Source organism: Caballeronia sp. EK (genome assembly GCF_014384845.1).
Taxonomy (GTDB): domain Bacteria; phylum Pseudomonadota; class Gammaproteobacteria; order Burkholderiales; family Burkholderiaceae; genus Caballeronia; species Caballeronia jiangsuensis.
In genome coordinates this window covers 105,048-125,060 of sequence record NZ_JACSUE010000003.1, presented here as the reverse complement: position 1 = coordinate 125,060, position 20,013 = coordinate 105,048, and the positions used below count along the sequence as shown (strand labels likewise).

At 65.1% G+C, this 20,013-nt stretch carries 15 protein-coding genes and 1 other RNA gene; 8 read left to right on the top strand and 8 right to left on the bottom strand.

The window, feature by feature from the left end:
- Positions 1-7: 7 nt before the first annotated feature.
- From IAG25_RS09245 to ffs, 8 genes are all read right to left on the bottom strand, one after another.
- A complete protein-coding gene (locus IAG25_RS09245) occupies positions 8-835 on the bottom strand; it encodes an ABC transporter ATP-binding protein (protein ID WP_222946449.1) in 828 nt (275 codons plus the stop codon).
- A 3-nt stretch (positions 836-838) separates the two neighbouring features.
- Positions 839-1,876 (bottom strand): ABC transporter substrate-binding protein, encoded by a 1,038-nt coding sequence (locus IAG25_RS09240; protein ID WP_187604603.1) that lies wholly within the window; start codon positions 1,874-1,876, stop codon positions 839-841.
- Between the two features lie 41 nt (positions 1,877-1,917).
- The gene (locus IAG25_RS09235) at positions 1,918-3,123 is read right to left on the bottom strand and encodes a CaiB/BaiF CoA transferase family protein (RefSeq protein WP_187604602.1); all 1,206 of its coding nucleotides are present in this window, start codon (positions 3,121-3,123) and stop codon (positions 1,918-1,920) included.
- A gap of 30 nt (positions 3,124-3,153) precedes the next feature.
- Positions 3,154-3,378, bottom strand: coding sequence for a DUF1653 domain-containing protein (locus tag IAG25_RS09230; RefSeq protein WP_035501030.1), 225 nt, complete (start codon positions 3,376-3,378; stop codon positions 3,154-3,156).
- A gap of 28 nt (positions 3,379-3,406) precedes the next feature.
- Positions 3,407-4,003, bottom strand: a complete 597-nt coding sequence (gene recR, locus IAG25_RS09225; RefSeq protein WP_187604601.1) for a recombination mediator RecR — start codon at positions 4,001-4,003, stop codon at positions 3,407-3,409.
- Positions 4,004-4,044: 41 nt separating this feature from the next.
- Positions 4,045-4,371, bottom strand: a complete 327-nt coding sequence (locus tag IAG25_RS09220; RefSeq protein ID WP_014191628.1) for a YbaB/EbfC family nucleoid-associated protein — start codon at positions 4,369-4,371, stop codon at positions 4,045-4,047.
- A gap of 84 nt (positions 4,372-4,455) precedes the next feature.
- Positions 4,456-6,675, bottom strand: a complete 2,220-nt coding sequence (locus tag IAG25_RS09215) for a DNA polymerase III subunit gamma/tau (RefSeq protein WP_187604600.1) — start codon at positions 6,673-6,675, stop codon at positions 4,456-4,458.
- Positions 6,676-6,838: 163 nt separating this feature from the next.
- Positions 6,839-6,937, bottom strand: an RNA gene (gene ffs / locus IAG25_RS09210) — signal recognition particle sRNA small type.
- Between the two features lie 335 nt (positions 6,938-7,272).
- On the opposite strand from ffs, the gene trxA reads away from it, so the two are divergent.
- The 8 genes from trxA to IAG25_RS09175 all read left to right on the top strand — a co-directional run bounded on the left by trxA (position 7,273) and on the right by IAG25_RS09175 (position 20,009).
- Complete coding sequence (gene trxA / locus IAG25_RS09205) at positions 7,273-7,599, top strand: thioredoxin TrxA (RefSeq protein WP_008349330.1); 327 nt, start codon at positions 7,273-7,275, stop codon at positions 7,597-7,599.
- A 272-nt stretch (positions 7,600-7,871) separates the two neighbouring features.
- Entirely contained in the window at positions 7,872-9,137 is a 1,266-nt protein-coding gene (gene rho / locus IAG25_RS09200) for a transcription termination factor Rho (protein ID WP_035501035.1), read from the top strand.
- A gap of 105 nt (positions 9,138-9,242) precedes the next feature.
- Entirely contained in the window at positions 9,243-10,070 is an 828-nt protein-coding gene (locus IAG25_RS09195; RefSeq protein WP_187604599.1) for a M90 family metallopeptidase, read from the top strand.
- Between the two features lie 139 nt (positions 10,071-10,209).
- The gene (locus IAG25_RS09190; RefSeq protein WP_035501039.1) at positions 10,210-10,464 is read left to right on the top strand and encodes a type B 50S ribosomal protein L31; all 255 of its coding nucleotides are present in this window, start codon (positions 10,210-10,212) and stop codon (positions 10,462-10,464) included.
- Complete coding sequence (locus IAG25_RS42230) at positions 10,365-10,610, top strand: hypothetical protein (RefSeq protein WP_371881082.1); 246 nt, start codon at positions 10,365-10,367, stop codon at positions 10,608-10,610. Before IAG25_RS09190 ends, IAG25_RS42230 begins: the two co-directional genes overlap by 100 nt.
- Before the next feature lie 101 nt (positions 10,611-10,711).
- Positions 10,712-12,475, top strand: a complete 1,764-nt coding sequence (locus IAG25_RS09185; protein WP_187604598.1) for an ArnT family glycosyltransferase — start codon at positions 10,712-10,714, stop codon at positions 12,473-12,475.
- A 40-nt stretch (positions 12,476-12,515) separates the two neighbouring features.
- Complete coding sequence (locus tag IAG25_RS09180) at positions 12,516-13,877, top strand: MATE family efflux transporter (RefSeq protein ID WP_187605048.1); 1,362 nt, start codon at positions 12,516-12,518, stop codon at positions 13,875-13,877.
- Positions 13,878-13,994: 117 nt separating this feature from the next.
- Positions 13,995-20,009 carry an alpha-2-macroglobulin family protein gene (locus tag IAG25_RS09175; protein ID WP_187604597.1) on the top strand — a complete coding sequence of 2,005 codons (6,015 nt, stop codon included), beginning with the start codon at positions 13,995-13,997 and terminating at the stop codon, positions 20,007-20,009.
- Positions 20,010-20,013 lie beyond the last annotated feature (4 nt).

Sequence of the window (20,013 nt, the reverse complement as noted above, 5' to 3'; positions counted from 1 at the left end):
TATTGTCTTATTCAGCGGCGGGCTTCAGTTGCTGCTGGTAGCCCTTCAACACTTCCTCGCGCAGCACGCCCCAGATCTGCGCATGCAGTTCGACGAAGCGCGGATGCGAGCGGATCTCGGCGACATCGCGCGGGCGCGGCAGGTCGATCACGAATTCGCCGATCGGATGCGTGCCCGGCCCCGCCGCCAGCACGACGACGCGGTCGGACATCGAGATCGCCTCGTCGAGATCGTGCGTGATGAAGAGCACGGCCTTGCGCTTCGCGGCCCACAGGTCGAGCAACTCGTTTTCCATCAACTGGCGCGTCTGAATGTCCAGCGCGGAGAACGGCTCGTCCATCAGGATGATGTCGGGATCGAGGATGAGCGTCTGCGCCATCGCGACGCGTTTTCTCATGCCGCCCGACAGTTGATGCGGATAGCGATCGCCGAAGCCGCCGAGGCCCACGCGCTTGAGCCATTCCTCGCCGCGCGCATCGGCTTCGGCCTTCGGCACGCCCCGGAACACGAGGCCGGCCGTCACGTTGTCGAGCGCCGAGCGCCACGGCATCAGCGCATCGGCCTGGAACATGTAGCCCGCGCGCCGGTTGATGCCCTTCAGCGTTTCGCCGAACACGCTCACCGTGCCCGACGAAGGTTCGAGCAGCCCCGCCGACACGTTGAGCAGCGTGGACTTGCCGCAGCCGGTCGGCCCGACGACGGAGACGAACTCGCCCGGCGCGATCGCAAGGCTCGTATCGCGGACCGCGGTATAGCGGTCATTGCGATTCTCGCGCGACGAGAACGTGCAGGTGACGTCCGCGAGCGCGAGCGCATGTTTCGAAATCGACGACATCGATCAGACCTTGACGGAGGCGAGCGCCTTCTTGACGAAGTCGTTGGTCCAGGTCTTCGACAAGTCGATCGGCTTGCCCTTCACGGTTTCGTCAAAGGCTTGCAGCGTCTTGAGCGAGGTCGCGGGACCGTCCGCGGGCATCAGGCCGTCCGGCGACAGCGCTTCCCTCACGTGCTGCCACGAGTCGAGATAGAGCGCGCGATCGCCGAGCAGATAGCTTTCCGGCACGGTCGAAATCAGATCCTTGCCCGATGCCGCCTGCAGCCACTTCAGCGCGCGCACCATCGCGTTGGTGAGCGCCTGCGTCGTGTTCGGGTTCTTCGTGATGAAACTCTGCGATGCATACAGGCAGCCCGCCGGCATGTTGCCGCCGAACACCTTCACGGTATCCGCGAGCGTGCGCGTGTCAGAGACGATGCGGATATCGCCCGCGCGATCGAGCTTGGTCATCACCGGATCGAGATTGGCGATGGCGTCGATCTGGCCGGATTGCAGCGCGGCGATCGCGCCCGCTCCCGCGCCCACGCCGATGAACGACACGTCGGACGCCTTCAGCCCGGCTTGCGCGAGCACGAAGCTCGCCATGATCGAGGTCGACGACCCCGGCGCCGTCACGCCGATCTTCTTGCCCTTCAGATCCGCGACCGACTTGTAGTTCGGCATCGTTTTCTTCGACACCGCGAGGACGATCTGAGGCGCGCGTCCCTGAAGCACGAACTCGCGGAAGTACTGATTCTTCGCTTGCAGCAGGAGCGTGTGCTCGAACGCGCCGGACACCACGTCCGCGCTGCCGCCGACGGCCGCCTGCAGCGCCTTCGCGCCGCCCGCGAAATCGGCGATTTCGACGTCGAGCCCTTCGTCCTTGAAGTAGTTGCGGCGCTCCGCGATCGTGAGCGGCAGATAGTAGAAGAGATTCTTGCCGCCGACCGCGATCGATACCTTGCTCTGCTCCGGCTTCGTCTGCGCAAACGCGAGCGGCATGGCGGACCATGCCCCGGCCGCAATCGCGGCGCCGCTCGCGATGAACGTTCTGCGTTTCATCGTGTTTCGTCTCCTTGGAATTCTTGTTGTCTGCGCGCGCGTCAAATCACTTTGGCCGCCCGCAGCCGCGCAATATCGTCGGCATCATACCCGAGCGTTTGAAGTACTTCATCCGTGTGTTCACCGAGTTGCGGACCGAGCCAGCGCGTTTCGCCCGGCGTGTCCGAGAGCTTCGGCGTGACGTTGGGCAGCGTGATGTCTCGGCCGTCCTGCCACGGAAAACGTTGCAGCATCTGGCGCGCGATGTATTGCGGATCGGTGAACATGTCGGCGACGCTGTAGATGCGCCCGGCCGGCACGTCGGCGGCGTTGAGCACGGCGAGCGCCTCGTCGATGCTGCGCGTCGCGAGCCACGCGGCGATGGCGTCGTCGATTTCCTGCGTGCGCGGCACGCGGCCGTCGTTCGATGCGAGCGCGGGATCGTCCGCGAGGTCCGCGCGATCGATCGCGTTCATGAGGCGCTTGAAGATCGGATCGCTGTTGCCGCCGATCACGATGCTGCCGTCGCGGCACGGGTACGTGTTCGACGGCACGATGCCCGGCAGCGATGCGCCGGTGCGTTCGCGCACCATGCCGTACACGCCGTATTCCGGGACCACGCTTTCCATCATGTTGAAGACGGCTTCGTACAGCGCGACATCGACGACCTGCCCCTTGCCGCCGTTCACCTGCCGATGATGCAGCGCCATCAGCGCGCCGATCACGCCATGCAGCGCGGCAATCGAATCGCCGATGGAAATGCCGATGCGCGGCGGCGGCAAGTCCGGGTAGCCGGTGATGTGCCGCAGGCCGCCCATCGATTCGGCGATCGCGCCGAAGCCCGGCCGGTCGCGGTACGGCCCGGTCTGGCCGTAACCGGACAGCCGCACCATCACGAGACCGGGATTCTCGGCGGACAGCACTTCATAGCCGAGCCCGAGCTTTTCGAGCAGACCGGGCCGGAAATTCTCGACAACGATATCGGCTTCTTTAGCAAGCCGGCGCACGATCTCCTTCCCTTCCTCGGCCTTGAGATTCACCGTCACCGATTTCTTGTTGCGCGCCTGCACCGCCCACCAGAGCGATGTGCCGCCCACTTCGGGATAGAGCTTGCGCCACTTGCGCAGCGGATCGCCGCCGTTCGGGTCTTCGACCTTGATGACATCGGCGCCGAATTCGCCCATGAAGCGCGCGGCGAACGGGCCGGCGATGAGCGTGCCGAGTTCCAGCACCTTGACGCCGGCGAGTGGTCCCGTCGTTGCGTTCATGGTTGCGTCTCCTTTTTTTGCTGGCTTTTTTTACAGCGGAATATCGAGCGGCTTGAAGCGCGGCGTGCCGTCGGCGAGCGTCTCGTTGAACATTTGCGCCGGGCGCACCCACAAGCCGCGTTCGTGCGGCCACAGATGTTCGTAGACGATCATCGCTTCCTCGGTTTCCGAGTGCCGCGCGACGCCGATCACGCGATAAAGACCGCCCTTGTAGTGACGGTGGGTCGCGAGCGCGAGAGCTTCGGTTTCTGTCATCGGTATGGTGTCCTGCTGATGGTCGCGTTCAGACCGAGCGGCGATCGAGCATCGCGCGCGCGATCGTGCCCGCATCGACATATTCGAGCTCGCCGCCGACGGGCACGCCGCGCGCGAGCCGCGTCACCTTCAGCCCTTTCGACTTGAGCGTCTGCGCGAGATAGTGCGCGGTCGCTTCGCCTTCGTTCGTGAAGTTGGTGGCGAGCACGACTTCCTGCACCACGCCGTCGAGGGCGCGGCCGATCAGGCGCTCGAAGTGGATTTCCTTCGGCCCGATGCCGTCGAGCGGACTCAAGCGCCCCATCAGCACGAAATAGAGCCCGCGATACGTGAGCGTCTGCTCGAGCATGATCTGATCGGCGGGCGTTTCTACGACGCACAGCAAGGCCGGGTCGCGTTCCTCGTCGCCGCAGACTTCGCAGATTTCAGCTTCGGTGAAGGTGTTGCACTTCTCGCAGTGCTTCAGATGCTCGGTCGCGAACAGGAGCGACGCGCCGAGCTTTTCGGCGCCCGCGCGGTCGTGCTGCATCAGGTGATACGCCATGCGCTGCGCCGACTTCGGTCCGACGCCGGGCAGCGCGCGCAGCGCCTCGACCAGCGCCGACAGGGCGGAAGGTTGTTTCATGTGTCCTCATGACGCGCCGAATTCGCTTCGGCGCGCGCGGTTTAGAACGGCAGCTTGAAACCCGGCGGCATCGGCATGCCGGCGGTCATGCCGCTCATCTTCTCTTGCGTGGTGGCCTCGGCCTTGCGCACGGCGTCGTTGAACGCGGCAGCGACGAGGTCTTCCAGCATGTCCTTGTCGTCGGCGAGCAGGCTCGGGTCGATGGACACGCGCTTGACGTCGTTCTTGCAGGTCATCGTCACCTTCACGAGACCGGCGCCGGACTGGCCCTCGACCTCGATCAGCGCGAGCTGATCCTGCATCTTCTTCATGTTTTCCTGCATCTGCTGAGCCTGTTTCATCAGCCCGGCGAGTTGGTTCTTCATCATGGTTCGGCTCCTTACTGGAAAACGTGTGGCGAAAGCGCACGCGATACGCGCGCTCGGAATTCAGTGGCTAAGCGCGGCGTCGATTCATGACGGGTTCGCGCCCGATGCGGAGATCGGCTTGATCGAACCCTGCACGATGCTCGCGCCGAAATCGCGGATCAGCGATTGCACGAACGGATCCTGCTTGATCTCGTGCTCGGCTTCCTGCTGGCGTCGCGCGCGGTCGGCGGCATCGAGCGCGGCGGCGGTGCGGCGCACGGGCGCGACGCTCACGCTGACTTCGATCGCGCGGCCGAGCTTTTCGGCGAGCGCGGTCTTGAGCTTCGTGACGTGCGAGACGTCGGTGTACATCTGCACCGCGACCGCGAGCGTGACGGAATTCGCGTCGCAGGCGGTCAGTTCGCTGTTGAATGCGAGCTGATAGGCGACACCCTTCAACGGCAGATCGACGGCGAGCGCGGGCCATTCGACCGACACGCCGAGCGCATCGAGCGGCACGGCGGGCGGCAGCGGCGTCATGTCGATGACGGGCGCAGGCTTCGCGACGGGCTCGGCGTTAAAGCGCATGTCGTCGGGACCGCTGTCGAATGCGGGCACGAAGCCGTCGTCGGGCGGCATGAAATATTCGTCGTCCGATCCTGCCGGCGGATAGTCGTCGGGCGGCATGTCCTCCCACGGCGGCACGACGCCGGACTTGCCGGCAGCGGGTTTGGACTCGGCCGCCACAGGCGCTGCCGGTGCTGCTGGCGCGCGACGAGGCGTAGGCACCGGAACTTGCGCAGCCGGTTTCGCGACGGGTTTGGGCGCTGCCGCGGCCGGTGCGCCGCGTGCGCTCCGATCGGATGAAAGACGCATGCCGGCGCTACGCAGAACGTCGAGCGCAGCGCTCGCGCCGCTTGCGCCACGCGACGTCGCGGGCTCGGATGCGCGCGCAGCTTGAGGCGCGGCTTCTTCCACGGTTTGCCGCGCGGCGCTCGGCACCGGCGCAGGTTTCGCAGGAACGACTGGCTCGCTCGTTTCGATGGGCGGCGCCGGCTTCGCGCTTTCGATCGCGGGCGTCTCTTTCGCCTTGACGACGACGGTTTCCACGGGCGGCGGCGACGCCTTAGCGACAGGCGCGGGCGCAATCGTCCGTTCCGCCATTGCGCCCGCGAGCGCCGCCGTGCGCACGGGCTTCGCGCTTGCCGGCGCGCTGACGGCCACACCGCCGCCCGGCCCGCCCGCCGGTTCGAAGGCGAGCATGCGCAGCAGCGTCATCGTGAAGCCGGCGTATTCGTCGGGGGCGAGCCCGAGTTCGCCGCGCCCGACCGTCGCAATCTGGTAGAAAAGCTGAACCTGCTCGGCGGAAAGCGCCTCGGCGAAGCGGCGGATATCCGCGGCTTCCGGCCATTCATCCAGCACCGACGAAGGCGCGAACTGCCCCCACGCGATGCGATGCAAAAGGCTCGCGAGATCCTGAAGCGCTGTCGAGAACGACAGGCTGCGCAGCGCCATTTCGTCGGCGATCGCGAGCACGCCGGGGCCGTCGCTTTCAGCGAGTGCATCGATGAGACGGATCAGATAACTTTGATCGAGCGCGCCCAGCATGCCGCGCACGGCTTCCTCGGTGACCTGGTTGGCCGAATAAGCGATGGCCTGATCGGTCAGCGACAGCGCATCGCGCATGCTGCCGTCGGCCGCGCGCGACAAAAGACGCAGCGCCTGCGACTCGAACGGAATGCTCTCCTGCTGAAGAATGTTCTCCAGATGCGACACGATATGTCCCGCCGGCATTTGCTTCAGATTGAACTGCAGGCAGCGCGAGAGCACGGTGACCGGAATCTTCTGCGGATCGGTCGTCGCGAGAATGAACTTCACATGCGGCGGCGGTTCTTCCAGCGTCTTCAACATCGCATTGAAGGCGTGGTTCGTGAGCATGTGCACTTCGTCGATCATGTAGACCTTGAAGCGCGCATCGACGGGTGCGTACACCGCGCGTTCGAGCAGCGCCGCCATTTCGTCGACGCCGCGATTGCTCGCCGCGTCCATTTCGACGTAATCGACGAAGCGGCCTTCGTCGATTTCCCGGCACGCGCGGCACACGCCGCACGGCTTCGAGGTCACGCCGGTTTCACAATTGAGCGCCTTCGCGAAGATGCGCGAAAGCGTCGTCTTGCCGACGCCGCGCGTGCCCGTGAAGAGATAGGCGTGATGCAGACGGCCGCCGTCGAGCGCGTGCGTGAGCGCACGGACGACGTGCTCCTGGCCGACGAGCGACTCGAACGATTTCGGCCGCCATTTGCGTGCGAGAACTTGATAGGTCATGCGCGAAATTGTATCAGCAACGACCTTGCGCAAACGCCGCTCCGAAAGGCTGCCGAGCTACCCGGACGAGCGGCGCGGACGCGCGAAAACCTGCCCCGCGACGGCGCACAGTACAGAGAACGAACGAGGGAAAACGAGAGAGGAACGACAGAAGAAAGCGGAAGGTGACGAGCCCGACCCTCGGCACTGGTGGAAAACGGCTGTGGCTGCTTCGTTCCCGACCTGACCAGGTTGACCGCGCCACCATGCGAGGAGGCCCGTCACGACGAATCATACCACGGGGCCAGTCGCGCCCGGAAGGCGCTCGGTGAAATGCGCGGACCTTTGCGGCGCCCTCTTGCGCTTCGTGTTTTCGGCCTCAGATGCGCCCTATCGGTACCCGGCAACGGATAGCAAAGTAGGCTAAGATGACATTTGAATAACCCGGATGTGGTGCAACTTGCCCTTCCTCGGATCATTCGCCGCCGTTTGCGAGCCGTTCTGGCGCACGGCGTGCGGGCCGAATCCTGGCCGTTGGCGACGAAAGTTTTTTTCAGTTTTGGTGTATCGTGGCGAGCATTCAAACGCGGGCCTCGAAACAATTGAGGTATTCAGACAATGAGCGAATCAATCAAGCACATCAGCGACGCTTCTTTCGAACAGGATGTCGTCAAGTCGGATAAACCTGTCCTGCTCGACTTTTGGGCGGAGTGGTGTGGTCCGTGCAAAATGATTGCCCCGATCCTCGACGAAGTCGCGAAGGATTATGGCGATCGCCTGCAAATCGCGAAGATCAACGTGGACGAGCATCAGTCGACGCCGGTCAAGTTCGGCGTGCGCGGCATCCCCACGCTGATTCTCTTCAAGAACGGCGCGGTCGCCGCGCAGAAGGTCGGCGCGTTGTCCAAGTCGCAACTGACCGCGTTCCTCGACAGCAACCTGTAACGGCATCACCGGCGGGCGTCGGCATCCACTGACGCCCGCCTCTGCATTCGCAGCGCCGCATCGGCACCACCGATAAGCGCTAATGGAATGCAGCCGATGTTGTCACGCGACAACATCGGCCGAAAAGCCCCGCCCAAAGCCAACCCGAGGCTCGCGCGGCGTGTGCTATGCTAGAATCACAAGAGTTCAAGAAGTATTAAGTCTCGAGCGGTTCCGCTCACCTCTTCTCCCAAATCTTTCTGTCGCACCTCTCTCCCCGGCGGGAAATCCGTATGCATTTATCCGAGCTCAAGTCTCAGCACGTGTCTGCACTGATCGAGATGGCCAATGGCCTCGAGATCGAAAATGCGAACCGCCTGCGCAAGCAGGAACTCATGTTCGCCATTCTTAAAAAGCGCGCCAAAGCTGGCGACACGATTTTCGGCGACGGCACGCTCGAAGTGCTGCCCGATGGCTTCGGCTTTCTGCGCTCGCCCGAGACTTCGTATCTCGCGAGCACGGACGACATTTACATCAGCCCGTCGCAAATCCGCCGCTTCAATCTGCACACCGGCGACACGATCGAAGGCGAAGTCCGCACGCCGAAAGACGGCGAGCGTTATTTCGCGCTCGTGAAGGTGGACAAAGTCAACGGGCAGCCGCCCGAGGCCTCGAAACACAAGATCATGTTCGAGAACCTCACGCCGCTGCACCCGAACAAGCCGCTGCCCCTCGAGCGCGAAATGCGCGGCGAGGAAAACGTCACGGGCCGGATCATCGACATGATCTCGCCGATCGGCAAAGGCCAGCGCGGCCTGCTCGTCGCATCGCCGAAGTCGGGCAAAACCGTGATGCTTCAGCACATCGCGCATGCGGTGAAGGCGAATCATCCGGACGTCATCCTGTTCGTGCTGCTCATCGACGAGCGTCCGGAAGAAGTGACGGAAATGCAGCGTTCGGTGCGCGGCGAAGTCATCGCCTCGACCTTCGACGAACCCGCCGCGCGTCACGTGCAGGTGGCCGAAATGGTCATCGAGAAGGCGAAGCGTCTCGTCGAAATGAAGCATGACGTCGTCATCCTGCTCGACTCCATCACGCGTCTCGCGCGCGCCTACAACACCGTCGTGCCGGCATCGGGCAAGGTGCTGACGGGCGGTGTCGACGCCAACGCGCTGCAACGTCCGAAGCGCTTCTTCGGCGCGGCTCGCAACATCGAGGAAGGCGGTTCGCTCACGATCATCGGCACGGCGCTCATCGAAACGGGCAGCCGCATGGACGACGTGATCTACGAAGAGTTCAAGGGCACCGGCAACATGGAAGTGCACCTCGAGCGCCGTCTCGCGGAAAAGCGCGTGTATCCGTCCATCAACCTGAACAAGTCGGGCACGCGCCGCGAAGAACTGCTCATCAAGCCGGACCTGCTGCAGAAGGTCTGGGTGCTGCGCAAGTTCATCCACGACATGGACGAAGTCGAAGCCATGGAATTCCTGCTCGACAAGATCCGTCAGACGAAGAACAACGCCGAGTTCTTCGACATGATGCGTCGCGGCGGAGGCTGATTCCGCTTCGCTGCTTCAAGACAGAAAACCGCCTGCTTCGTCAGGCGGTTTTTTATTGGCGCCGTGCGTACAATTCGCAACTGTTCCAGTCCTCCCGTTCGACGCATGGCCAACCTCTTCTCCCGCTGGTTCGGCGCGCAACGCCGCGAGCGCGCGCTGCGCAAATACGCGATCGACGACGCGCTGTGGCAGCGCACACTCGACACGTACCCGTGCTTCGGCCATTTGAATGCGGACGACCTCGGACGCCTGCGCGAAACCGCGAGCCTTTTCATCGCCCAAAAGGAATTCTCGACTGCGCACGATCTCGAACTGACGGATCAGATGGTCGTCTCGATCGCCGCGCAAGCCTGTCTGCCGGTGCTCAATCTCGACCTCGATCTGTATCGCGGCTGGGTCGGCGTGATCGTCTATCCGGGCGAGTTCATCATCAGGAAGACGGTCGAAGACGAAGACGGCGTCGTGCACGAAATCGAGCACGATGCAAGCGGTGAGGCGTGGGAAGGCGGTCCCGTCGTGCTCTCGTGGGAAGACGCGCAAATGGCCGACGGCTCGGACGCCTACAACGTCGTGATCCACGAGTTCGCGCACAAGATCGACATGGTGACGGGCGAAGCCGATGGTCATCCCCCGCTCTTTCGCCGCTGGCACGCGCCGCTCGACACGACCGCCTGGTCCGATATCTTCGACAACGCGTACGACCAGTTCTGCGCACGCGTGGACGCGGTGCCGGAGCGGCGCTGGAGCCGCTTCGAGCGCGAATCGTTGATCGATCCGTATGCGGCGGATCATCCGTCGGAGTTTTTCGCGGTGTGCAGCGAGGCGCTTTTCGTGACGCCGCAGGCGTTCGAAGCCGGGTATCCCGAACTTTACCGGCTGCTCGCGCGCTATTACCGGCAAGACCCGGCGGGCGTCGGCGCGCTCGATGCATGAGTTCCGCCGCGACCTCCGGAAAAGATGTCAAGCGCCTGATTTTCTGGCATAATCGCCGTTTTTCGACCCCAGGCAAGTGACTCGCTCGGCACTCAGCAACGTGCGACGGGTTGGCTACCGCCAGATATCAGGAAAGACCATGAAAGAAGGCATTCACCCGAATTATCGCGAAGTCCTGTTCGTCGACATGTCGAACGACTTCCGTTTCGTGACCCGTTCGACCATCCAGACGCGCGAGACCGCCGAATTCAACGGCAAGACCTACCCGCTCGCGAAGATCGAAGTGTCGTCGGAATCGCACCCGTTCTACACCGGTCAGCAAAAGATCATGGACACGGCAGGCCGCGTCGAGAAGTTCAACAACAAGTTCGCGCGCTTCTCCACCAAGAAGTAAGTCGGGCTTCGGACCGGTTCGGCCGGTCAGCAAAAAGGGCAGCTTTGGCTGCCCTTTTTTGTCGCCGGTCGCTTTTCGTCGTCCGTGCACCGCCTTTGCTGCATTTGGTAAGCGTTGTTGCGCCCGGTTACGGCGAGCATCGATGAACCGCCCTTAACGCCGCCGCGCGACTACAATGCCGGTTTGCTCCAGCACCAGACTCGCTTTGCGCGAGCTCAGCGGACCGTTTTCCATCAAGCCATCCCGCATGCGATCTGTCGTTCGTCTGACCGCCTCCGCCACCAGCGCATTGCCGCGCTGGCTGCTGCTCGCCATCTGCATTATCTACGCGTCGTTCGGTCTGTTCGGCCGGGATCCGTGGAAGAACGAGGATGCGGCAGGCTTCGGCGTGATGTGGACGATGGCCAACGGCGACGCGCGCGACTGGCTGCTGCCGAACCTCGTCGGCAAGGCGCCGACCGCCGACGGCCCGCTGATGTACTGGCTCGGCGCATCGGCCATCCGGCTGCTGAGTCCCTGGGTCGATGCGAGCAACGCCTCGCGCATCGTCACGGGTCTGCTCTTTTGTCTGGCCTGCGCGTTCGTGTGGTATTCGGCCTATCTGCTCGGCCGGCGCGACGAGGCCCAGCCGTTCAAATACGCTTTCGGCGGCGAACCGGAACCCCGCGACTACGGCCGCACGCTCGCGGACGGCGCGCTCCTCATCCTGCTCGCGTGCTTCGGGCTCGCCGAGCGCGGTCACGAAACCACGCCGCAGCTCGCGCAGTTCGCCGGCACCGCGATGCTCCTCTACGGCCTCGTGCGCAGCCTCGACAAGCCGATTCACGGCGGCCTCGTGTGGGGCGTGGCGATCGGCGTGGTCGGGCTGTCGAGTTCGCCGGTGCTCGTGTTCGCGCTCCTGCTCTGCACGCTCGCGATGACGATCATCGTGAAGCAGGTGCGGGCCGCGCCGCTCCTGATCTTCGGTCTGCCGATCGCCATCGTGCTGATCGCCGCGTGGGTGCTGCCGACGCTGCATTACTTCCCCGATGACGGCGAATGGTGGCTGCGCCAATGGTGGCGCAACAGCTTTTCGTTCTTCTCCGGCACGCCCGGCGCGATCTTCGGCTACGCGATCAAGAACCTGCCGCTCTTCACGTGGCCCGCGTGGCCGCTCGCGGTCTGGGCGTTCGTCAGCTGGGGCGGGATGCGCCGCTCGCCGCACGTCGGCGTGCCGCTGTCGATCATCGGGCCGCTGCTCGTGCTGGTCGTCCTGCAGGCGCACGAGACCAACCGGCTCTTCATGCTGCTGCTGCCGCCGCTTTCGGTGCTCGCGACCTTCGCGCTGCCCACCTTGAAACGCGGCGCGATCAACGCGATCGACTGGTTCGCGATGCTGAGCTTCACCATCATCGGCTCTCTGGTGTGGCTCGTGTGGACCGCGGGCATGTTCGGTTTCCCCGCGTCGATGGCCCGCAATCTCGCGCGTCTCGCGCCGGGCTTTCATCCCGAGTTCAAGCTGATTTCCTTCGCGTGCGCGGTCGCCGTGACGGTCTGCTGGTTCCTGCTCGCGCGCTGGCGGCTCGCGCGTCATCCGAAGGTGCTCTGGCGCAGCGTCGTGCTGTCGAGCGCGGGCACCACGCTCATGTGGGTGCTGCTCATGACGCTGTGGCTGCCGGTGGTGAACTACAGCCGGACGTATCGCGACGTGGCCGAGCAGATCGCCGATCATCTGCCGCCCGACTACACCTGCATCTCGCCCGTGCGTCTGGGCGACGCGCAGATCGCCACGTTCGCCTACTTCGGCGGCATGCATTTCGCGTTCGACGAGGACTGCGACGTGATCCTGCGTCAGGATCCGGCGGATTACGGCGAGCCGTCGTCGATGTCCGCGTTCCAGTGGAAGCTCGTATGGGAAGGCCGCCGCGTCGCCGACCGCGACGAGCGCTTCCGCCTCTACGTGCGCATCGAGCGCCCCACGCCGCCAGCGAAAAAACCGCTGCGTCCGAAGAGCCTGCGCCGGGCGCAGTAACGCGATGCGCGCGATGTCGACCTCCATCAGCACGACCGGCATGCTGCGCGACGTGCGCAAGATCGCCGCGCTCGCATGGCCGGTGCTGATCGGCCAGCTCGCGGTGATCGCGTTCGGCGTGATCGACACCGCGATGGTCGGCCGCTTCTCCGCGACGGATCTGGCCGCGCTCGGCCTCGGCGGCTCGGTCTATATCTCGGTGTATATCGGCCTGACGGGGATTCTCGTCGCGTTGCAGCCGATCGCCGGGCAGCTTTTCGGCGCGGGCCGCGAAAGCGAAATCGGCGAGGAAACGCGGCAGGCGCTGTGGCTCGCCGCCGCGCTCACCGTCGTCGGCTTCGTGCTGCTCTACTTTCCCGAACCGCTGCTTTCCCTCGCGAAAAGTCCGCCCGCGCTGCACGACCGCACAGTCGACTATCTGCGCATTCTCTCATTCGGCCTGCCCGCGAGCCTCGCGTTTCGCGTCTACAGCTCGCTCACCAACGCGGTCGGCAAGCCGCGCCTCGTGATGTTCCTGCAAGTCGGCGGACTCGTGCTCAAGTTTCCGCTCAACACATGGTTCATCTTCGGCGGCTTCGGCATGCCGGCGCTCGGCGGCCCGGGCTGCGCGCTCGCGAGCACGCTCATCAACTGGGTGCTCGCGATCGTCGGCATGACGGTGCTCGTGAAGTTCGAATTCTTCCGCCCGTTCGGCATCTTCTCGCACTTCTGCTGGCCGGTCTGGCGGCGTCAGCTCGCGCTCCTGCGTCTCGGCATTCCGATGGGCCTCTCCTATCTGATCGAAGTCACGTCGTACACGTTCATGGCGCTCTTCATCTCGCGCTTCGGCACCACGACGCTCGCCGGCCATCAGATCGCGGGCAATCTCGGCGCGGTGCTCTACATGACGCCGCTGTCGATCGGCATCGCGTCGTCGACGCTCGTGTCGCAAGCGCTCGGCGCCGGACGCTTCGACGACGCCCGCTCGATCTCGCGTCACGGCATCGGCATGGCGTGCGTGCTGGCGCTCGCGTACGGCGTGATCCTGGTCGCGGCGCGTCCGCACGTGATCGCGGCCTATACGCCGGATGCGAACGTCATCGCGGCCGCGATGCCGCTCGTGCTCATCATCTTCTTCTATCACCTCTGCGACGCCCTGCAGATCACCACCGCGTTCATCCTGCGCGCGTACAAGGTGACCCTCGTGCCGACCGTGATCTACGCCATCGCGCTGTGGGGCATCGGGCTCGGCGGCGGCTATCTGCTCGGCTTCGACGTGGGCGGCGGCGTGCCCGAGTGGCTGCAAGGCGCGCGCGGCTTCTGGGTCGCGAATTCGGCGAGTCTGGGCGTCGCCGGCGTCGGCCTGTTTCTCTACTGGCGGCGCGTGAGCGCGCGGCATCTGAACAACGTCGATCCGACCTGAGCCATTCGCATCCGATCCGATGATTTGTGTAGAAAAACATCGGCGGCTCGCATCGTCGGAAAGAATGACGTAAGGCTCCAGTAGAATTTCGCGTCGAGGGAAACTCGGAGCGAGTGGATGAGCCGCATTACAACGTCACAAAAAAAATGGATTCTGGCCACAACCACGCTGATCGCCGCGCTGGGACTGGGCGCCGCGTTTCATCGAGCCGATGCCGCGCGCATCGCGAGCGTGTCGCCGCAAGGCAAGGTTGCGCAAGTGCGGCAGGTCGTCGCCAAATTCGACGAACCGATGATCGCGTTCGGCAATGCGGCGGCGCCCGCGCCCGGCCAGGTCACGTGTAGCGGCGCGAGCGCTTCCGATACGGCGGGCTCGCAGCGCTGGATCGACGCCAAAACCTGGGCTTTCGACTTCGAGCACGATCTGCCGCCCGGCGTGCGCTGCGCGCTCGATCTCGCAGACGGCCTCAAGTCGGTCTCCGGCACCGCGCTGTCCGGCCCGCGCCACTTCGCGTTCCAGACGGGCGGACCGTTCGTCACGCGCATCATGCCGGGCTACGGCGACATCGAAGAAAATCAGGCTTTCGTGCTGCGCCTGAACGGTCCCGCGACGCAAGCTTCGGTGCTTCAGCATGTCTGGTGCGAATCGAACGCGCTCGGCAACCGGATTCCGGTGCACGCGGTCGATGACGCCACCCGCGCCGCCCTGCTCAAACATTTCCGGCTGGACAAGGAAAGCGATCGCGTGCTCACGCTCGCGTGCCAGCAAACGTTGCCGTCGGCGACGAAGATGCAGCTCGTGTACGGCGCGGGCGTGACGGGGCCGAGCGGCATCGCCAACGATGTCGAAAAGCGCTTCGACTTCAACGTGCGCGAGCCCTTCACGGCGAGCTTTTCGTGCGAGCGTGAAAACGCGAAAGCGCCGTGCACGCCGCTGCGCCCGTTGCGCCTGAACTTCAGCGCGCCGATCAGCCGCGCCGACGCGCAGAAGTTCGTGCTGCACGGCCCGAAAGGCAACGCGTCGCCCAGTTTCGACGCGTCCGACAAGGACGCCGAAGTGAGCTCCGTCGAGTTCGCCGCGCCGCTGCCCGAACGCGCCGATCTCACCATCGACGCTCCCGCGAATCTGAAAGACGCGAGCGGCCGCACGCTCGCGAACGCCGATCTCTTCCCGCTCAAGACCGCGACCGCCGCGATGCCGCCGCTCGCGAAGTTCTCGTCGGGCACGTTCGGCATCATCGAGCGATTCGCCGAGCCGGGCATGCCCGCGATGCTGCCGGTCACGCTGCGCCACGTCGAAGCGGACCTGCATGTGCAGGGGCTGAATTCGGGCACGTCGCAGATCACGAAGCTCAAGCTCGACGCCGACACCGACATCCGCCAATGGATGCGCGCCGTCGATATGTTCGACGGCATCTCGATGTCGCGCTCGACGATCGAGGAGCGCATGCCGCAGATGCTCGACAACGGCATCGCACCGGTCATCATCCCGAACAGCGACGGCTCGTCGTCCAAAGATCCGCAAATCGACATCCGTTCGCTGTCGATGCTCGCGAAGCAGCGCGGCGTCGAAACCCTCACACTGCCCGCCGCCGATCCGAAAGCGCTGCGGCCGTTCGAAGTCGTCGGCATTCCGCTCACGAAACCCGGTTTCTATGTCGTCGAACTGGGCTCGCCCGCGCTCGGCGCGTCGCTGCTCGGCAAGAATCAGGCGATGTACGTGCGCACGTCGGTGCTCGTCACCAATCTCGGCGTGCATTTCAAGCAGGGACGCGAGAATAGCCTCGTGTGGGTCACGACGCTCGACAAGGGCAAGCCCGTCGCCAACGCCGACATTCGCGTCACCGACTGCAACGGCGACGAAATCGCCACCGCCAAGACCGACGCGCAAGGCCTCGCGAAGATCGGCAAGCCGCTTGCGGCCACGCGCGAATGCAACGAGCACAGCCTCGCGTGGGGCGGCTTCTTCGTGTCGGCGCGCGTGAACGATCCCGTCACCGGTCCGGACATGGCCTTCGTGACCTCGGACTGGAATCGCGGCATCGAATCGTGGCGCTTCAACGTGCCGACGGACATGAGCGCGACGCGCACGACCCGCGCGCATACCGTGTTCGACCGGACGCTCCTGCGCGCGGGCGAAACCGTGTCGATGAAGCATCTGCTGCGCGTCGAAACGCTGCACGGCTTTGCGTTTCCGTCGAGCTATCCGGGCCGCGTGACGATCCGGCACGTCGGCAGCGGACAGACCTGGCATCTGCCGCTGAAATGGGCCGCCGACCACAGCGCCGACTCGACTTTCACCGTGCCCGTCGCGGCGAAGCTCGGCGAATACAGCGTGTCGCTCGACAACGGCGCTGCCTCTGCGAACGACGACCAGGACAACGACAACGCCGTCACGCAGTCGTATGAATCGGGCAGCTTCCGCGTCGAGGAATTCCGCCTGCCGGTGTTCAAAGGCTCCATCACCGCGGGCGACGCCAAAGCGCCTGGGCTCGTCGCCGCGCATGAAGCGCCCGTCGCGGTGCGGCTCGAATATGTGCAGGGCGGACCGGCGTCGAATCTGCCGGTGCAGGTGTCCGCGCTCGTGCGCGATGTAGCACCGCCCTTCGCTTCGCAATACGAAGCGTTCAGCTTCGCGCCGTATCGAAAGCCGTCGAACGACGGCGCCAGCGCGCCCGCCGAGGACGAAGACAGCGAGCAGGAGGACCATGCGACGACGAAGCTCATCGCCGACAAGCTGCGCGTCACGCTCGATCGCGACGGCGCCGGCAAGGTCACGGTGAAGCCGCTGCCGGCCGTCGACTCGCCGAAGCGTCTCGCGCTCGAAGCGAGCTTCGCCGATCCGAACGGCGAGGTTCAGACGATCAGCGGCGGCACCACGCTCTGGCCGGCCGCGGTGGCCGTCGGCGTGAAGGCGGGACATTGGGTGTCGGTCGGCGGCGCGCTGCCCGTGCAGGCGCTCGCGCTCGACTTGCAGGGCAAGCCGCACGCGGGCGTAGCGGTCGACATCAAGGCCGTCGCGCGCGTGATGTCGAGCTCGCGCAAGCGCATGGTGGGCGGTTTCTACGCGTACGACAATCACACCGAGATCAAGGATCTCGGCACGCTGTGCAGCGGCAAGAGCGACGATCACGGCATCGTCTCGTGCGATGCGAAGCTCAAGGAGCCGGGCAACGTCGATCTGATCGCGGTCGCGAAAGACGGCGATGATCGCGTGGCCAACGCGAGCACATCGGTATGGGTCACGCGCGAGGACGAGTTGTGGTTCGGCGGCGAGAACACCGATCGCATCGACGTGTTGCCCGAGAAAACGAGCTACGAGCCCGGCGAGACCGCGCGCTTTCAGGTGCGCATGCCCTTCCGTTCGGCGACGGCGCTCGTCGCGGTCGAGCGTGAAGGCATCGTCGAGACGCGGGTCGTCGAACTGAACGGCAAGGATCCGACCGTCGAGCTGAAGGTCGAGAACGCGTGGGGGCCGAACGTCTACGTGTCGGTGCTCGCGTTGCGCGGACGCATCCGCGAGGTGCCGTGGTATTCGTTCTTCACCTGGGGATGGAAGGCGCCGGTCGAATGGGCGCGCGCGTTCTGGTACGAAGGCCGCCAATATCAGGCACCGACGCCGCTCGTCGATCTGTCGAAGCCCGCGTTCCGTTACGGGCTCGCGTCGATCAAGGTCGGCACGGCGTCGCACAGGCTCGCGGTCATCGTGAGTCCGGATGCGAAGTCGTACGCCGTCCGAAGCAAGGCACACGTGAAGCTCAAAGTCGCGCTGCCCGATGGCAAACCCGCGCCCGCCGGTACGCAGATCGCGGTTGCGGCCGTCGATGAAGCATTGCTCGAACTCATGCCGAATCAAAGCTGGAACGTGCTCGACGCGATGCTTCAGCAACGCGCGTACGGCGTCGAGACGGCCACCGCGCAGATGGAGATCATCGGGCGGCGTCACTTCGGACGCAAGGCGGTGCCTGCGGGCGGCGGAGGCGGACACAGCGCGACGCGCGAGCTGTTCGACACGCTCTTGCTGTGGAATCCGCGCGTCACGCTCGACGCGAACGGCGAAGCCAGCGTCGATGTCCCGCTGAACGACGCGCTCACGCGCTTTCGGATCGTCGCGGTCGCGGCGGTCGGCGCGGGTCAGTTTGGCACCGGCAGCGCGTCGATTCAAAGCACGCAGGATTTGCAACTGATCTCGGGATTGCCGCCGCTCGTGCGCGTCGGCGATGCGTTCCGCGCGCAGTTCACGCTGCGCAACACGACGGCGCGGACGATGCGCGTCGTCGTCACGCCGCGCGCCGGCACGCTCGCGCTCGACGCGCGCACGGTGGAGCTCGCGCCGGAATCGTCGCAGGAAGTGGCCTGGGACGTGACCACGCCCGATGTGCCCGGCGCGGGTAATTCCGCGAGTCTCGACTGGAACGTGAGCGCGTCGGAACAAGCCGGGCCGAAGGCGAGCGATTCCGTGAAGCTGACGCAGAAGATCGTCGCGGCGGTTCCGGTGACCGTGCAGCAGGCGACCATCGCGCAAGTCGACAGCACGTTCAGCGTGCCGGTCGCGCCGCCCGCCGACGCGAGCACGTCGAGCGACGGCGCGGTGCGCGGCGGCATCGCGGTGTCCTTGCAGCCGAAGCTCGCCGATGGCCTGCCGGGCGTACGCCGCTGGTTCGAGCGTTATCCGTACAACTGCCTCGAACAGCAGACCTCGCGCGCGCTCGGCCTGATGGACGCCGCGCAATGGCAGGCCGTGCTCGCGAGGATGCCGTCGTATCTCGACCGCGATGGCCTCGCGAACTACTTCCCGCCCGCCGACGACGAGCGCCCGACCGGCAGCCCAGCCCTTACCGCGTATCTGCTCGCCGTGACGAACGAAGCCGCGAAAGAGGACAGCCGCTTCGCCTTGCCCGCCGACCTGCGCAATCAGATGGCGGCGGGCCTCGCGAACTTCGTCGATGGCAAGATCGAACGCAAGTTCTGGGCGCCGCGCAACGATCTCGACTTCGAGAAGCTCGCGGCCATCGAAGCCTTGTCGCGCTATGGCCTCGCGCAGCCGCGCATGCTCGGCTCGATCACGGTCGCGCCGGATCAGTGGCCGACATCGGCGGTGCTCGACCTCTACGCGATCCTTTCGCGCGTGGACGGCATTCCGAATCGCGATGAGATGCGCGCGCACGCCGAGCAGGTCATCCGTGCGCGCCTGACGTATCAGGGCACGCGCCTGACCTTCACGACCGAACGCGAAGACAATCTCTGGTGGCTCATGACCGGCACCGAGACCAACGCCGCGCGCACGGCGCTCATTTTCGCGGACGCGCCCGGATGGAAGGACGAGATGCCGCGTGTGGTCGCGGGCTTGCTCGCACTGCAGACGAACGGCGCGTGGCAGACGACGACCGCCAACCTGTGGGGCGCGCTTGCCGTCGGGCGATTCTCGCGGCTCTTCGAAAGCACGCCGGTGACGGGTCGCACGTCGATCGACTTGGGCGGCTCGACGCAAAGCGTGAACTGGGGCGCGCCGGCTTCGAGCGCGCCGGCTTCGAGCGCGCCTGCATCGGCGACGCCGGTCACGAAGACCGCCAGCGTGCGCAGCGTCATGCTGCCGTGGAGCAGCGGTTCGCTCGCGCTGACGCAAGACGGCACGGGCAAGCCGTGGGCCACGATCGAAAGTCTCGCGGCCGTCGCGTTGAAGGCGCCGTTCGCGGCGGGTTATCGCATCGCGAAGACCGTGACGCCGGTCGATCCGGCCGTGAAAGGCGTGCTCTCGCGCGGCGACATCGTGCGTGTGCATCTCGACATCGACGCGCAAAGCGACATGACCTGGGTCGTCGTCAACGATCCGATTCCCGCGGGCGCGACGATTCTCGGCTCCGGCCTCGGACGCGACTCCGAAGCGGCGACCCAGGGCGAAAAACGGGATCGCGGCGCGTGGCCCGCGTTCGTCGAACGCGGCTTCGACGGCTATCGCGCGTACTACAACTATCTGCCGAAGGGCAAGCTGACGGTCGAATACACGATGCGGCTGAACAATCCCGGCACGTTCGGTTTGCCGCCCACGCGCGTCGAAGCGCTTTACGCACCTTCGTCGTTCGGCGCGTTGCCGAATGCGCCGGTGGTCGTCAAGCCGCTTGCCGCGAAGTGATGTC

What these genes read in the sequence shown, in the direction of transcription:
- IAG25_RS09245 (WP_222946449.1), bottom strand. Translation starts at nt 835, where the DNA reads ATGTCGTCGATTTCGAAACATGCGCTCGCGCTCGCGGACGTCACCTGC.
- IAG25_RS09240 (WP_187604603.1), bottom strand. Translation starts at nt 1,876, where the DNA reads ATGAAACGCAGAACGTTCATCGCGAGCGGCGCCGCGATTGCGGCCGGG.
- IAG25_RS09235 (WP_187604602.1), bottom strand. Translation starts at nt 3,123, where the DNA reads ATGAACGCAACGACGGGACCACTCGCCGGCGTCAAGGTGCTGGAACTC.
- IAG25_RS09230 (WP_035501030.1), bottom strand. Translation starts at nt 3,378, where the DNA reads ATGACAGAAACCGAAGCTCTCGCGCTCGCGACCCACCGTCACTACAAG.
- recR (WP_187604601.1), bottom strand. Translation starts at nt 4,003, where the DNA reads ATGAAACAACCTTCCGCCCTGTCGGCGCTGGTCGAGGCGCTGCGCGCG.
- IAG25_RS09220 (WP_014191628.1), bottom strand. Translation starts at nt 4,371, where the DNA reads ATGATGAAGAACCAACTCGCCGGGCTGATGAAACAGGCTCAGCAGATG.
- IAG25_RS09215 (WP_187604600.1), bottom strand. Translation starts at nt 6,675, where the DNA reads ATGACCTATCAAGTTCTCGCACGCAAATGGCGGCCGAAATCGTTCGAG.
- trxA (WP_008349330.1), top strand. Translation starts at nt 7,273, where the DNA reads ATGAGCGAATCAATCAAGCACATCAGCGACGCTTCTTTCGAACAGGAT.
- rho (WP_035501035.1), top strand. Translation starts at nt 7,872, where the DNA reads ATGCATTTATCCGAGCTCAAGTCTCAGCACGTGTCTGCACTGATCGAG.
- IAG25_RS09195 (WP_187604599.1), top strand. Translation starts at nt 9,243, where the DNA reads ATGGCCAACCTCTTCTCCCGCTGGTTCGGCGCGCAACGCCGCGAGCGC.
- IAG25_RS09190 (WP_035501039.1), top strand. Translation starts at nt 10,210, where the DNA reads ATGAAAGAAGGCATTCACCCGAATTATCGCGAAGTCCTGTTCGTCGAC.
- IAG25_RS09185 (WP_187604598.1), top strand. Translation starts at nt 10,712, where the DNA reads ATGCGATCTGTCGTTCGTCTGACCGCCTCCGCCACCAGCGCATTGCCG.
- IAG25_RS09180 (WP_187605048.1), top strand. Translation starts at nt 12,516, where the DNA reads ATGCTGCGCGACGTGCGCAAGATCGCCGCGCTCGCATGGCCGGTGCTG.
- IAG25_RS09175 (WP_187604597.1), top strand. Translation starts at nt 13,995, where the DNA reads ATGAGCCGCATTACAACGTCACAAAAAAAATGGATTCTGGCCACAACC.